Source organism: Chryseobacterium sp. W4I1 (assembly GCF_030816115.1).
In the GTDB taxonomy this organism is placed as follows: domain Bacteria; phylum Bacteroidota; class Bacteroidia; order Flavobacteriales; family Weeksellaceae; genus Chryseobacterium.
Map to the genome: position 1 here is coordinate 471,519 of NZ_JAUSXQ010000001.1, position 13,553 is coordinate 485,071.

Sequence of the window (13,553 nt, forward strand, 5' to 3'; positions counted from 1 at the left end):
ATCTAATTTTTCGAAATCTTCGTGTGCTTCTGGTTCATGTCATAATTGTTTCTTTGATAGTCAATTTATATGCCTGCTCCCTAAGATATGACAAAAGTCCTGTATTAGGAAGTTAAGAATATGGTAAAATTTTATGTATTTCAATTATTGCTTGCAAAGAATTATCGTTTTCTAAATAAGTTTCAATTTGAGATATTATTGATGATAATTTATTAAGTTCATCTTTTTTCCATTTTGCTGCTCCATAAGGGATGTTTAATCTTCTTCCAGCCCAAAAAAACCCCTTTTCTATATCATCATTAAAAAAATTCATTTGAGTTATTTGTAATTCTAAATCATATGAACTTAATGGATTTCCTACTTTACTATTCCAAGCTTTTAATAATCTAATAATAGGTCTTACTATATAATCATACTTTTTGTTGACATTTATTAAATTATCTTTCACATCGTTTGGATTTGTAGAAACCCAACCATATTCTCCTGGAATATATAATTGTGATGAGTAAAATGTTATTTCTTCTTTTGCTGGAACCAAATCATATTTTATATTATTCAACTTTAATGTTACAGTCGGAAACGTTTTTATTACTTCTGAACCATATCTGTCTTTATAATATTTATCAGCAAAATGTTTTAACCAATTTCTATATGTTTCTGGTGTTCTCTCATATTCTGTATGATTAAAAACAACCATTATATCAATATCTGAATTTGAATCATATTTTCTAGGTAAGATAGTATCTCTATCAAAAGAACCGAAAATAAAGCGTTTTTTCATCAGATATTCTAAATCTTTATCAAGGTTCTTAAAAAGATTTTCAATTGAACTATTGATTCTTTTTAACTCTTCTGAATCATTTTTTAAGTAATAATTAGATGATAATTGTTTTAAATAATAATTTAAAGATGTTGCCATTAGAAGTAAGTGATTTGTTATTTTTTATAGAGCAATTGTAAGTTAATTATTTAAGTGATGCAATAGGTAAAAATACTATATTTAAAATTCTTAAAAAATAGTGCTTGTATTTTAATGGATTTCAAAATTAAATATCCCACAAAGTTACCTATATGGAATACAACTCCCCCTTCATTTTTAGTTTTTGGTAATCCCCCCATTAGAATTTTTAAGATTTTCTATGGTCTATGGAAGAAAAAAAATAATTTGATTTTTTAGGGAATTCTATAGAAGTAAATTTTGCTTGATGTGTTGTTGAAAGGGTAGGAAGAGTTTAATTTTTATTAAGATAATTTTAGATTCTTTTTACTACTGTTTACTAAAATACCTGACCCTAGACCTGACCTTAGTAAAAATAAAAAAGTCTCTACATTGCTGTAAAGACTTGATTTTCAGGTAGTGAGCGCGAAAGGATTCGAACCTTTGACCGTCTGCTTAGAAGGCAGATGCTCTATCCAGCTGAGCTACGCACCCATTAAATAATTTTGAGAAAATTAATAAAACTGTCGGGGCGGCAGGATTCGAACCTGCGACCTCCTGGTCCCAAACCAGGCGCGATGACCGGACTACGCTACGCCCCGAAGAATATATTGTAAGAAAAAGAAATGCGGAGGGTAAGGGATTCGAACCCTTGCGACGCTTGCACGTCGACAGTTTAGCAAACTGCTCCATTAACCACTCTGGCAACCCTCCTTTTATCTTATTTTTTAATGATCGTTGTTCCGTTATTGCGAGTGCAAATATAGAATAGATTTCTTTATTTACCAAATAAAATTCAAGAAAAATTTGTGTATTTTTGAGGTGATAAATGATTAAAAAATTAAACTGATGCGTAAGACATTATATATCATCGGATTAAGTACTTTTGTTTTTTCATGTACTTCCCAACAAAATGTAAAAAAAAATACATACAAGCCGAAAGCCCCGGTATCACAGGCCAAACCCGCAGTTAAAACTCCGGTTGCCGAAACTCCGAAACCAAAAATTACCAACGAACATGGAGTGGAGTTTTTTACAACCAATCTTGCTGATCCGGCAAAAAATGACAATACTGCAAGCTATGGATCTATTGTTTCTGCAAAAGTGCCGGGATATAAAGTCGTAAAGACTTATTTTCCAGCCATTGCACAGAACTTCAGACAGCGATATCTTATACTGCATTATACTGCACTTCCTGATGATAAATCCATTACGGTTCTTACCCAGCAGGGTGTAAGTGCACATTATCTGGTCAATAATACCGGAGATAATGAGATCTACCAGCTGGTGGACGAGAATAAACGTTCCTATCATGCCGGAGTAAGTGCCTGGAGAAATGATAAAAACCTTAATGATAACTCTATCGGTATTGAGATCGTTAATGCAGGATATACAGCAGATGCTACCGGAAAAAGAATATTTGCCCCTTTCAGTGAGGATCAGGTAAAAAAAGTGGCTGCGCTTGCTAAAGATATTGCAACCCGATATCAGATTCCGGCCACCAATGTTCTTGCCCATTCCGATATTGCACCTACAAGAAAGCAGGATCCGGGACCCATGTTTCCATGGAAAAAGCTCTATGATGAATACCAGCTTGGAATGTGGTATGATGAAACTACCAAGCAGAATTTCTTTGCTGTAGCACAGGAAGATGTCCCTATCAGGTATAATGATCCTTCCTTTATCTTCTTAATCCAGACTGCATTGCAGAAATTCGGATATTATCTGGATCTGAGCGGTAAATGGGATGATGCAACGAAAAAAACAATCGAGGCCTTTCAGTACCATTTCCGTCCACAGAATTATGACGGGATTATGGATGCTGAAACTTGGGCGGTCCTTCAGGCTTTAAATCAAAAATATCCAGCGAAATAAGAATTAAAACGCATCGGTTCAGATGCGTTTTTGCTATATTTAAAAAATAAAAACAGTTAAAATATCTGTAATGGAAAATTTCAGAAAAGAGAGTGATCTTTTAGGAGAGTTAAATGTACCTATAGATGCTTATTACGGAGTACAGACGCAGAGAGCGATCGATAACTTCAAAATTTCGGGACAGCTTCTGTCTTCCTACCCGGACTTTATCAAAGGTCTGGCTTTCGTAAAAAAAGCAGCAGCAAAAACGAATTATGAATTAGGTTTACTAGAGGAGACTCTTTACTTCAAAATAGCAGAAGCATGTGATGAAATAGCAGGAGGGAAGTATCACGATCAGTTTCCTGTGGATATGATCCAGGGAGGAGCCGGAACCTCAATCAATATGAATGCGAACGAGGTGATCGCTAATATCGTTTTAGAAAAATTAGGAAAAAATAAAGGAGAGTACGAATTCTGTTCACCCAATGATCATGTCAATCTTTCTCAATCGACCAACGATGCCTATCCTACAGCCATTAAAATGGGATTGCTGCACATGAATATCGGTCTTGTTGAAAGACTTGAGAAAATTGTTGAAGCTTTCCGTGCAAAAGGCGGCGAATTTCACGATGTGATCAAAATGGGGCGTACCCAGCTTCAGGATGCTGTTCCAATGACATTAGGACAGGAATTTGAAGCGTATGCTGCTACTTTGGAAGAGGATATTTCCAAATTAAACAACAACGCGAATCTTTTTGTTGAAGTCAATATGGGAGCTACTGCCATCGGAACAGGAATCAATGCTCCGATAGGATATGCTACACTTTGTGCTAAAAATCTTGCTCAGATCACAGGTTTTTCGGTTGTTTCTGCACCGAATCTTGTTGAGGCCACACCGGATACAGGCTCATATGTCATCTATTCTTCGGCTACAAAACGTCTTGCAGTGAAGCTTTCAAAAATCTGTAATGATTTGAGACTGCTTTCTTCAGGTCCCAGAGCCGGATTGTTTGAGATCAACCTTCCTCCAATGCAGCCGGGGTCATCTATTATGCCTGGAAAAGTAAATCCTGTTATTCCGGAAGTCGTGAATCAGGTATGCTTTAAAGTATTTGGAAATGATCTTACTGTAACCTTTGCTGCGGAAGCAGGCCAGCTGCAGCTTAATGTCATGGAACCTGTCCTTTCACACGCCATCATGGAAAATATTAATTTCCTTTGTAACGCCCTGGATACGCTTCGTGATAAATGTATCGTAGGAATTACAGCAAATAAAGAAATCTGCCTGAATATGGTAAAACACAGCATCGGTATCGTAACAGCTCTTAACCCGTATATCGGGTACAAGAAATCGACGGAGATTGCAAAAGAAGCTTTAGAAACCGGAAACAGTGTTTATAATCTTGTTTTGGAAAAAGGAATTCTTTCCCAGGAAAAATTAGATGAAATTCTTGATCCTAAAAACATGCTGAAGCCACACAACAAATAAAAACATAGGCGATCATTGATCAATAATGGGTGATGATTTCATTCAGGATTAATGATCGCCTATTTTTATTGCTAATTACTCATTACCTATCATAACTCATAATTCAATCGCTTGAGGTTCTTAATCATCATTCCTGCCCATAACGAAGAGGAAAATCTTCCATTCACACTGGATTCTTTACAGCAGCAGAGCTTCAAAGATTTCAAGACTGTAGTTGTTAATGACGGTTCCACAGACAGAACTGCAGAAGTGATCAGGAAATATACAGATCGTGATTCACGTTTTCAAACAGTAGATCTTCAGAAATCTGCCCATCAGCCGGGTTCTAAAGTGGTGAATGCATTCAAAAACGGATTGAAAATCCAGGATATTGATGAATTTGATATCATCTGTAAATTTGATGCTGATATTATTCTTCCTGAAAACTATTTGGAAACAGTGGAAAGTGCTTTTAAAAATAACCCTGAATTTGGACTTGTTGGCGGATTGCTGTATGTAGAAAAGGAGAGCAACTGGGTGTATGAAGGGAATTCAAATAAACATCACGTGAGAGGCCCTATGAAAGCTTATCGCAAAGAATGTTTTCTGCAGATAGGAGGTTTAAGAGAAACATTGGGTTGGGATAATATTGATTCTATATTGCTGGAAGATTTAGGATGGAAAGAAATTGTCCTTCCTGAACTCCAGGTAAAGCTGATCAAAGTGAAAGGTGCCGATTATACCATCAGGCCGGCAGATTATTACGGCAGGTATTTTTACTTTTTAGGATTGAACAGGTTTCTAGCTTATATTGCCTCTTCAAAAGAAGCTGCAAAAATCAAGTCTGTGTCTTTTTTCTTCAACATTATCAAAGCTTACGAGACTTGTAGATCAGAAAAGCTTGAACTCAAGATTTCAAAAGACGAACAGAAATCGATCAATAACAAACGTTGGGAAATGCTGAAGAAGAAGTGGCTGAAAATGTAAAAAAAGAATCAGTTACATTTTACCTTTGCTAATCTCTAATCTCTAATCTCTAATCTCTAATCTCTAATCTCTAATCTCTAATCTCTAATCTCTAATCTCTAATCTCTAATTGAAAAAAATAGCCTACATAGAAATAGATACCCACGCCGAAATTGCGCAGGCTTTCATGGATATTATGAACGACTCCTCGGGTTTTACCGTAGATTATTATTTTTCCAAAAAGATTAAAGATTTGGTAAGTGAGAATGGAGAAACGGTGTTTTTATCTGACAGCTCCATGATTCTGGAGCAGCTGAAATTGAAGACCTATGATCTCATCATTATCGGGACCGTTCACCGGTATTTTAATACTTTTCATGCGTTGACTCAAAAGTATACTACAGCCGTAATTGTTCACAATATCAATTTTTCTGTAGCTTCAAAGGGTGCTTTGATGAGGAGTATTTTTAAGGGCGACATTATTTACCGGCTGAAGCTTTGGTGGAAAGAAGGATTGTTTTATACATCAAAGGCTTACCGGAATGCTAAAAGTCTTTTGGTGCTGGATGAAGAACTCGCGTCGGTGCCTTATCAATTTTTGCCTTTATTTTACAGTGAAAATTTTGAACAGCCGGAGAATAAAAACCTTGTTATTGTTATTCCTGGTGGGGTTTCTCAAAAAAGAAGAGATTATCAGTATGTTTTTAAAACCATTGAAAATTTAAAAACTGAAGAAAAATGTGAATTTATATTTCTCGGAAAAGCAAAAGATGATGAGTTGAAACATTTGGAAAAGCTTTCACAGAAGCTTCCTGAAAATATTTCTGTGCGGTATTTTTCAGAAAGGGTTTCAAATGCTGATTTTGAAAAAGAAATGCAGAAAGCTGATGTTCTGTGGTGCCCTGTCCGGAATAAAGCGCAATTCTTCAGCAGGGAAGAAATATATGGGGTAACCAAAATGACCGGAAACCTGGGGGATGCCATCAAATATGGTAAAACAGCTGTTTTTCCGAAGAATTATCCTTCAAAATTAGAATTTATTGTCCCTGAGAAAGAACATATCATAGAACAGTTTAAAACGCTTAAAAAAAACCGTTTTGATTTCCAGAAAAATTACAGCAAAAATACAGTTCTTAGAAAACTGGAAGAACTTCTTGAGCGCTTAACTTCTATTTAAATTTAAAAATACTCTTGATAAATTTTGCGTTCAGATAATCCTCAAGTGGAAATACTTTTGTGAAATAATTACCAATATAGATCAGTAATAAAACAACAGCCGGTTTGTAAATCAGGTTGATCAGGTTATTGTTGAAATTAGGGAGTACAATGGCTACAGTAATCGCTAAAGTACAGATAATAGAAACAAAGATCATTTCGATGCTCAAAGGAGAAACCTTGAAAACAAAGTAGTTGAAAGCGATCTTAATAACATTATAAGTGGTTAATGAAATTGCCGTAGATAAAGCGATTCCGATTAGTTTTAGATCTGTATTTTTAATAAAATAATAATTCAGTCCCACTGTAAGACCTGCCAGGAGAAGCATGATCAGAATATTAAATCTGTAATATTTGGAAAGCGAAATAATATTTCCATTAAAACCTGTCGCCAGATCGATCAGAACGGCAGAACCCCAGATCCATACCACAGGCTCATATTCCCGGAGCATAGTTCCGTTCTTAGGCATGAATTGCGTCAGATAAGGAAATCCTACCATGATACATGAAAAAAGAACAGCACCCAGAAAATATAAAGATAAAGAAGTCTTCTTGTGAAACCGGTCCAGCTCCTCCATATCACCGTCAGCCAATGTCTTATTGATGATCGGCGCAGAAATATTAAACAGCCCAAGCTGAGGAATAGAAATCAATGAGATTAATGCATAAAGAACAGAGTAAATTCCTACTTCCTCCATTCCCAGGAATTCACCGATCATAAAACTGTTGATCGCTAAATAATTTCCAAAAGTTCCCAAAAATCCAAAAAAACTGTAATTGAAAAACTCTTTCCAGAACTTATCTTTCTTAAAGTAATCCGTATTAAAATCCAGCTGAATCTTTTCAAGCTTATTAGTATAATAAATATATCCGAAAAGCATTAAAGCAAAAATACCGAAGAAGAAAGCAAAAGCAATTTTTTGGGACAGTAAAAAATAGGCATAGAGACAAAAAGCTCCAAGATTAGCTATTTTAGGGAAAAGGTTGTCAAAAATATTAGAGACTACAATTCGTTTGTAATTAGATGTATACTTGTTGAAAATGGCACAGAGCGAAAGAATAAGGATCAGTGGAAGAATCATTTCTTTCAGCTTCCATGCTTCCGTGTGTTTGAATTTTGGAAAAATATAAGGAAGGATAAAAAAGATACCTGTAAAAATGATAAAATTAATAAAGATCGTAAGCAGAGATAATGACAGCATGTTCTGGTTTTTACCATCCCTTTCTACCCTCTGAAAAAACTTTACGTTCGAGTAGGAGATACCCAGTACCACTGCAGGTACCAGCATTTCTGCTGCAGGAAGAATATAGCGCAGCTTTCCATAAAACTCAAAATTGTAAGGAAAAATAAAAATGGCGGATATGGTACCCAGCAGAAAACCAATATAACCTATGATGGAATATTTGAAGCCTTGTCTCGCTACTACACTCATAATGTTCTTTTAATGGTTTTTTGGCGTGAAAATAATATTGTTGATATAGCTCGTCTTATTTTTTTCATCGTTTGTATTGCGTATCAGGATCTCTTCAGTCAGAAGTTCCAGCTTAAAACTTTCACGGTTAAGATATCGGGCGTCGTATCCCCAGCTTTTCACTTCAGAAATGTCGTTCCATATAGGATTTTCGTGGTGTCTTTGTTCCATTTCAACCATCAGTGTCGGAAGAAATTGCTTGATGATCTTCTTGGCGCCGTACAGTGTTTTCATTTCGTTTCCTTCCACATCTATTTTGATGAAATCCAGCCTGCTGAAATGTTCTATGGCGGCCCAGTCATCCAGTTTGATCACCTTTACCTTTTCTGTGTAGCTCTTTTCTTCTCCTTTTTCTTTATAGGAAGTATTCAAGGTACCGCGGGAAGCAATCAGTCTGCCGTTGATCATCGGGATCTTAAATTCAGCTGTCGTGTTTTCATCAGAAAGCGCTAAGGGTAATACCCTCATTCTTGGAAAAAGTCTTTTCAAACGATGATAGAGCTTTTTGTTCGGTTCAAAACCATAAATATTTTCATGATTCAGCTTGTTCTCCAGCTGATAAAGAAAAGTTCCAACATTGGCTCCGATGTCCAGAATTACAGCACTGTTGGGAAGGTACTCCTTGATCCATACCAGTTCCGGTTCTACATTCCGGCCCGAAAAATTATCTTGAGTAAGATTGTTTAAATTCTTAAAATATCTTTTCTTATAAAAACTCGGACTTATATATTGTAGTTTTTCTGCAATTTTTTGGTATAAAGACATCCTTAATTGTTTGACGAAAAGCAAAGATAAGCAAAAATGTTAAACTAATGTTAAAAAATAATAAATATAACGTATTGATTGTCAGGAAGTAAATTTTAAGTATTATTTTATAAGAAATTGACTTTTAAAATGTTGCTCTTTTGCCAAAAAACTGCAATTCTCGCAGTTGAATTCTTCTTCAATTTAGCCCCATTAATGATAATAAAAGACTGTGTTTAAATTTGCTTAAACAAAAATCCCGCAATTAAAAAGCATTCGCCAAATATTCGTCGGTTCGATATTCCCTCTCCGTTGGAGGGTGGCGAAAATTCAAAGAATTTTTGACGGGGTGGTTTATCATAATTGTAAAATACAAATTTATAAATATTCATCCATTTTAAAATGTAATTTTCATTTCTTTTTATTTTATGGTACCTATTTTATAAATACTATCAGCTTTTTTGCGAAAATCGAAATGAATAGATGCTTCATTTTGAAGATTTGTAAGGTGTAATAATGTTAAAATTTTAATATTATCATCATTAATTTCAAAATGTTAACATTTTAATAAAATTTTGGCAGATATTTTGATATCCAATCATTACTTATCGATAAGGACACATAAAACTAATAATCACCTATTTTAACAGTTTAAATATTTAATAGTGATGAAACACCTAAACCAAAATCAGGAATTTCGTTTCAACGAAATCCTTTTTGAGCACCGAAACAAAGAATACGGTGCCTATGCATTAAGAAATGAATCGGATAGAATATTAACCAAAGCATTGTTTGTGGGCGTGAGTCTATTGGCCGCTGTTTCAATAACGCCGCTTATCATTTCAGCATTCAGAACTGAACCCTCTGTACATGTACCTGTAGATGGACCTCCACTAGTTATTAAGCTAAAAAAGGTCGATCAAATAGAAAAACCGCCTTTGCAGATTGAAAAGACTGTTGTCCTACCTGAAAAGGTTAAAACTATTGATAAAAGGCTGCCAGAGCCTAAGGCAGAAGTAACTCATGAGAAAGTGGTAGAGAAAATTGAAGGGGCAGTAGCTGGAACAGAAAATAATAATGATGGATTAATTGCGAAAACTAGCTATCATTCAGCTCCGCCTCAAGCTGGCCCGGGTCCTGCCGTTCCTTATGTTCCACCAACCCCACCAGCTCCGGTTCCTGATAATCACATTGCAGCTGCCGGAGAATTAAGCGCTGAGGCTGCATTTTCTGGAGGAATTGATTCATTCAGAAATAAAATGATCAATAAATTTGATTCATCAGGTTTTGAAGGGCAGGGAGATACTATGAGAACCGTGATTACTTTTGTAGTAGAAAAAGATGGAACTATTTCCGGAATCAAAGCGAACGGGGCAGATGCTGAATTTAATAAAGAAGCTATGAGAGCCATTAAAAGCATTGGCGGAACATGGAAACCAGCTAAAAACAAACAGGGTGAAAACGTAAGAAGTTATTTCAAATTTCCAATCACGATGAACTTTGAATAAGTAAGATAAAAAACAAATCTTGATAGTTATCCACAAAGAATTTTTTTTGTGGATAATTTTTTTAATTCTTAAATTGCTTATTAACAATATTTTAACTTGATTTTGGATTTCTCCACTCATGGATAGCAAAGAAAAAAGTGTATTTTTGAAACCTAAAGTTCTAATAATGGCAAAAATCATAGGTATCGCTAATCAAAAAGGAGGAGTTGGAAAAACAACCACAGCAGTAAATCTGGCGGCAGCATTAGGGGTATTGGAAAAAAAAATACTGATTATTGATGCTGATCCACAGGCAAATGCTACTTCCGGTCTTGGAGTGGAAGATGTTCAGTACTCAACGTATAATCTATTGGAGCACAGTGCAGAGACAAGATCTTGTATCAAAAGAACTGCTTCTCCCAATCTGGATATCATCCCTTCACATATTGATCTGGTAGCAGCGGAAATTGAGCTCGTGGATAAAGAAAACCGTGAGTATATGCTGAAGAAAGCATTGGCAGAGGTGAGAGATGATTATGATTATATTATTATTGACTGCGCACCCAGTTTAGGACTTATAACAGTGAATGCACTTACTGCGGCAGATTCTGTGATTATCCCGATTCAGTGTGAGTATTTTGCATTGGAAGGATTAGGCAAGCTTTTGAACACTGTGAAAAATGTACAGAAGATTCATAATAAAGATTTAGGGATTGAAGGTCTTCTTCTTACCATGTACGACAGCAGATTAAGATTGTCTAACCAGGTTGTGGAAGAAGTGAATTCTCATTTCCCCGACATGGTTTTTGAAACCATCATCAGCAGAAACGTCAGACTAAGTGAAGCTCCAAGTTTCGGAGAAAGTATTCTTAATTATGATGCAGAAAGTAAAGGAGCTATACAGTATATTCAGCTGGCAGAAGAAGTTCTGTTGAAAAACGAAAATTTAGTAAAAAATTAATTTAATAATAAATGGTGGATAGTGGTGTAAAGCATCACTTATCAATCAGCATTTATCAATTATATCTATGAAGGACAAAAAAAGAGCTATGGGACGAGGTTTAGGCGCTATTTTAAGTGCTGAATCCAAGGCGAGCATCAACTCCGCTACCGATGAGGGTGCAGATAAGTTTGTAGGGAATATCGTAGAGGTAGCCCTTGAAGATATCTATCCCAATCCTACCCAGCCGAGAACTTATTTTGACGAGAAAGCACTGAACGAGCTTGCCCTTTCCATCAAAAACTTAGGCGTGATCCAGCCGGTTACCTTAAGAAAAGATGGTGAGAAATTCGAGATCATATCAGGAGAAAGACGTTACCGTGCAAGTAAAATTGCCGGACTTCCTACCATTCCTGCTTATATCCGTTTAGTAAATGACCAGGAGCTTCTTGAGATGGCTCTTGTTGAAAATATTCAGAGAGAAGATCTTGATGCAATTGAAATCGCTCTTACCTACCAGAGGCTTTTGGATGAGATCGGCCTTACCCAGGAAAATCTGAGCCAAAGAGTAGGAAAAGATAGGAGTACTATTACCAATTCTATCAGATTACTAAGACTGAATCCTGATATTCAGAATGCCATCAGAAGCGGTGAAATCTCTGCAGGACACGGAAGGGCAATTATCAGCCTTGAGAATGAAGAGTATCAGCAAATCTTATTTGATCTGATTATCAAAGAAAAACTCAATGTACGCCAGGCTGAACAAGCGGCAACAGCATTGAAGAACCCTAAATCACCAGCAGCGAAAAAAGTAACTACTGAGCTCAATAACAACTATAAAAGAGCTCAAAAAACAATCGCTGATATTTTAGACGTAAAAGTAGAGATCAAAACTTCCGGAAACGGTAAAAAAGGTAAAATTGTCCTGGACTTCAAAAATGAAGAAGAGCTGGAATATATTTTATCCCATATTAAATAATGAAGAAAATATTTTTCACTTTTCTTTTGTGCACTTTTGCTTTCGCTTATTCGCAGGTAACCCCGGGCGACACCATTCGTATTGGTCCTCTTCCGAAGGACAGTGTTGCTGTTATTAATACGGTAAAACCTACAAAATCTGTAAAAACAGAAGCTAAGATCGTAGAAGATCTTGAAAATGCAAATGGCCCCACAAAGAAAACCATCAAGCTGAATCCTACAAGAGCCGGGCTGTATTCTGCAGTATTTCCGGGTCTGGGACAGTATTATAACAAGAGATACATCAAAATCCCTATTGTCTGGGGAGCGGTAGGAGCCGGTATTGGATACACGATCTGGAGCAATAACCAGTACAAAAAATACCGTGAATATTACGTAGCAAAGCTTAACGGTACACCCAATGAATTTGTAGACAGTCATCCGTGGCTTGATAAAAAAGCTTTTGGGAATGCTCAGGACAGGTACAAAAGGCAAAGAGATTATGCTATTGCCATTACCAGTCTTATTTACATTCTTAATATTGTAGATGCCGTAGTAGATGCCCATCTTTATGAAAGCCGCCATGACCCTGATCTTACCTTCAATCCAACGGTTATACAGGATCAGTACGGATATGCAGCTCCGAAAACTGGCCTGAGTTTAAGTTATAGATTTTAAAACAACATTTAATAAAGATCATCAGAATCCGTAAGATTCATGATACCAAAATAAATATAGATATCACATGAGAATAGCATTAGTTGGATACGGAAAAATGGGGAAGATCATAGATGAGATCGCACAGAAAAGAGGTCACGAGATCGTGGCACGTCTCAAAGAAACTCCAACAACCGAAAATCTGAATAATCCGGACGTTGCTATTGAATTTTCACTGCCGGAAGTCGCTTACGACAATATTAAAGCCTGTCTTGAAAATAAAGTTCCGGTCATCTGTGGTACAACAGGCTGGCTGGATAAAAAATATGAAATTGAAACAATTGCTGTAGATAATGATACAGCCTTCTTATACGGTTCAAATTTCAGTTTAGGCGTCAATTTATTCTTTGCTCTTAACGAAAAAGTAGCCGAGATCATGAAAAATGTGGATGAATACTCATGCCAGCTTGAAGAAATTCACCATATCCATAAAAAAGATGCACCCAGCGGAACCGCTATTTCTATCGCCGAAGGAATCATTAAAAATAATCCTAAATTTAATGCGTGGAAACTGGAGGAAACCCAGGGCCAGGAACTCGGTATTTTTGCTATACGTGAAGACGAAGTTCCAGGTACCCACAGCGTTTATTACAAAAGTGAAGTCGACGAAATTGAAATAAAACACACTGCTTTCAACAGAGACGGCTTTGCACTTGGAGCAGTAGTGGCTGCAGAATGGATCAAAGACAAAAAAGGAAACTTTACCATGAACGATGTTTTAGGACTTTAGTTTGTAACAATTGCACCAAACCATAAACTAATAGTAAAAATGATGATTTATAAGCGTAGATAA

Annotated in this window: 12 protein-coding genes and 3 tRNA genes; 9 read left to right on the top strand and 6 right to left on the bottom strand. The window is 36.2% G+C overall.

What is annotated here, in order from left to right:
* Positions 1 to 112: 112 nt before the first annotated feature.
* The 4 genes from QF044_RS02235 to QF044_RS02250 form a co-directional block, all read right to left on the bottom strand.
* The gene (locus QF044_RS02235) at positions 113 to 919 is read right to left on the bottom strand and encodes a nucleotidyltransferase domain-containing protein (protein WP_307263135.1); all 807 of its coding nucleotides are present in this window, start codon (positions 917 to 919) and stop codon (positions 113 to 115) included.
* A 439-nt stretch (positions 920 to 1,358) separates the two neighbouring features.
* Positions 1,359 to 1,432: transfer RNA gene (locus QF044_RS02240), tRNA-Arg, on the bottom strand.
* Positions 1,433 to 1,464: 32 nt separating this feature from the next.
* A tRNA-Pro gene (locus tag QF044_RS02245) sits at positions 1,465 to 1,539 on the bottom strand.
* 27 nt (positions 1,540 to 1,566) lie between these two features.
* Positions 1,567 to 1,651, bottom strand: a tRNA-Ser gene (locus QF044_RS02250).
* A 135-nt stretch (positions 1,652 to 1,786) separates the two neighbouring features.
* Here QF044_RS02250 and QF044_RS02255 point away from each other — a divergent pair.
* From QF044_RS02255 to QF044_RS02270, 4 genes are all read left to right on the top strand, one after another.
* A complete protein-coding gene (locus tag QF044_RS02255; RefSeq protein ID WP_307263137.1) occupies positions 1,787 to 2,812 on the top strand; it encodes an N-acetylmuramoyl-L-alanine amidase in 1,026 nt (341 codons plus the stop codon).
* A gap of 70 nt (positions 2,813 to 2,882) precedes the next feature.
* Positions 2,883 to 4,283 carry an aspartate ammonia-lyase gene (gene aspA, locus QF044_RS02260; RefSeq protein ID WP_307263139.1) on the top strand — a complete coding sequence of 467 codons (1,401 nt, stop codon included), beginning with the start codon at positions 2,883 to 2,885 and terminating at the stop codon, positions 4,281 to 4,283.
* A gap of 111 nt (positions 4,284 to 4,394) precedes the next feature.
* Positions 4,395 to 5,249, top strand: coding sequence for a glycosyltransferase family 2 protein (locus QF044_RS02265; RefSeq protein ID WP_307263141.1), 855 nt, complete (start codon positions 4,395 to 4,397; stop codon positions 5,247 to 5,249).
* A gap of 109 nt (positions 5,250 to 5,358) precedes the next feature.
* Complete coding sequence (locus tag QF044_RS02270; RefSeq protein ID WP_307263143.1) at positions 5,359 to 6,405, top strand: hypothetical protein; 1,047 nt, start codon at positions 5,359 to 5,361, stop codon at positions 6,403 to 6,405.
* Here the strand turns inward: QF044_RS02270 and QF044_RS02275 are convergent.
* Positions 6,398 to 7,876, bottom strand: coding sequence for a lipopolysaccharide biosynthesis protein (locus QF044_RS02275; protein ID WP_307263145.1), 1,479 nt, complete (start codon positions 7,874 to 7,876; stop codon positions 6,398 to 6,400). The two genes, QF044_RS02270 and QF044_RS02275, sit on opposite strands and share 8 nt — an antisense overlap.
* A 9-nt stretch (positions 7,877 to 7,885) precedes the next feature.
* Positions 7,886 to 8,680 carry an FkbM family methyltransferase gene (locus tag QF044_RS02280; protein WP_307263147.1) on the bottom strand — a complete coding sequence of 265 codons (795 nt, stop codon included), beginning with the start codon at positions 8,678 to 8,680 and terminating at the stop codon, positions 7,886 to 7,888.
* A gap of 647 nt (positions 8,681 to 9,327) precedes the next feature.
* On the opposite strand from QF044_RS02280, the gene QF044_RS02285 reads away from it, so the two are divergent.
* The 5 genes from QF044_RS02285 to dapB all read left to right on the top strand — a co-directional run bounded on the left by QF044_RS02285 (position 9,328) and on the right by dapB (position 13,490).
* Positions 9,328 to 10,167, top strand: coding sequence for an energy transducer TonB (locus tag QF044_RS02285; RefSeq protein WP_307263150.1), 840 nt, complete (start codon positions 9,328 to 9,330; stop codon positions 10,165 to 10,167).
* 166 nt (positions 10,168 to 10,333) lie between these two features.
* On the top strand, positions 10,334 to 11,107 hold the full coding sequence (locus tag QF044_RS02290; protein ID WP_307263153.1) for a ParA family protein: 774 nt from the start codon (positions 10,334 to 10,336) through the stop codon (positions 11,105 to 11,107).
* Between the two features lie 67 nt (positions 11,108 to 11,174).
* Positions 11,175 to 12,065 carry a ParB/RepB/Spo0J family partition protein gene (locus tag QF044_RS02295; protein WP_307263155.1) on the top strand — a complete coding sequence of 297 codons (891 nt, stop codon included), beginning with the start codon at positions 11,175 to 11,177 and terminating at the stop codon, positions 12,063 to 12,065.
* Positions 12,065 to 12,721: a DUF5683 domain-containing protein gene (locus tag QF044_RS02300; RefSeq protein ID WP_307263158.1), complete on the top strand. Its 657-nt coding sequence runs from the start codon at positions 12,065 to 12,067 to the stop codon at positions 12,719 to 12,721. Before QF044_RS02295 ends, QF044_RS02300 begins: the two co-directional genes overlap by 1 nt.
* Positions 12,722 to 12,788: 67 nt before the next feature.
* Complete coding sequence (gene dapB, locus QF044_RS02305) at positions 12,789 to 13,490, top strand: 4-hydroxy-tetrahydrodipicolinate reductase (protein WP_307263161.1); 702 nt, start codon at positions 12,789 to 12,791, stop codon at positions 13,488 to 13,490.
* Positions 13,491 to 13,553: the final 63 nt, after the last annotated feature.

Coding starts and splice junctions, on each gene's coding strand:
- QF044_RS02235 (WP_307263135.1), bottom strand. CDS start 919: ATGGCAACATCTTTAAATTATTATTTAAAACAATTATCATCTAATTAT.
- QF044_RS02255 (WP_307263137.1), top strand. CDS start 1,787: ATGCGTAAGACATTATATATCATCGGATTAAGTACTTTTGTTTTTTCA.
- aspA (WP_307263139.1), top strand. CDS start 2,883: ATGGAAAATTTCAGAAAAGAGAGTGATCTTTTAGGAGAGTTAAATGTA.
- QF044_RS02275 (WP_307263145.1), bottom strand. CDS start 7,876: ATGAGTGTAGTAGCGAGACAAGGCTTCAAATATTCCATCATAGGTTAT.
- QF044_RS02280 (WP_307263147.1), bottom strand. CDS start 8,680: ATGTCTTTATACCAAAAAATTGCAGAAAAACTACAATATATAAGTCCG.
- QF044_RS02285 (WP_307263150.1), top strand. CDS start 9,328: ATGAAACACCTAAACCAAAATCAGGAATTTCGTTTCAACGAAATCCTT.
- QF044_RS02290 (WP_307263153.1), top strand. CDS start 10,334: ATGGCAAAAATCATAGGTATCGCTAATCAAAAAGGAGGAGTTGGAAAA.
- QF044_RS02295 (WP_307263155.1), top strand. CDS start 11,175: ATGAAGGACAAAAAAAGAGCTATGGGACGAGGTTTAGGCGCTATTTTA.
- QF044_RS02300 (WP_307263158.1), top strand. CDS start 12,065: ATGAAGAAAATATTTTTCACTTTTCTTTTGTGCACTTTTGCTTTCGCT.
- dapB (WP_307263161.1), top strand. CDS start 12,789: ATGAGAATAGCATTAGTTGGATACGGAAAAATGGGGAAGATCATAGAT.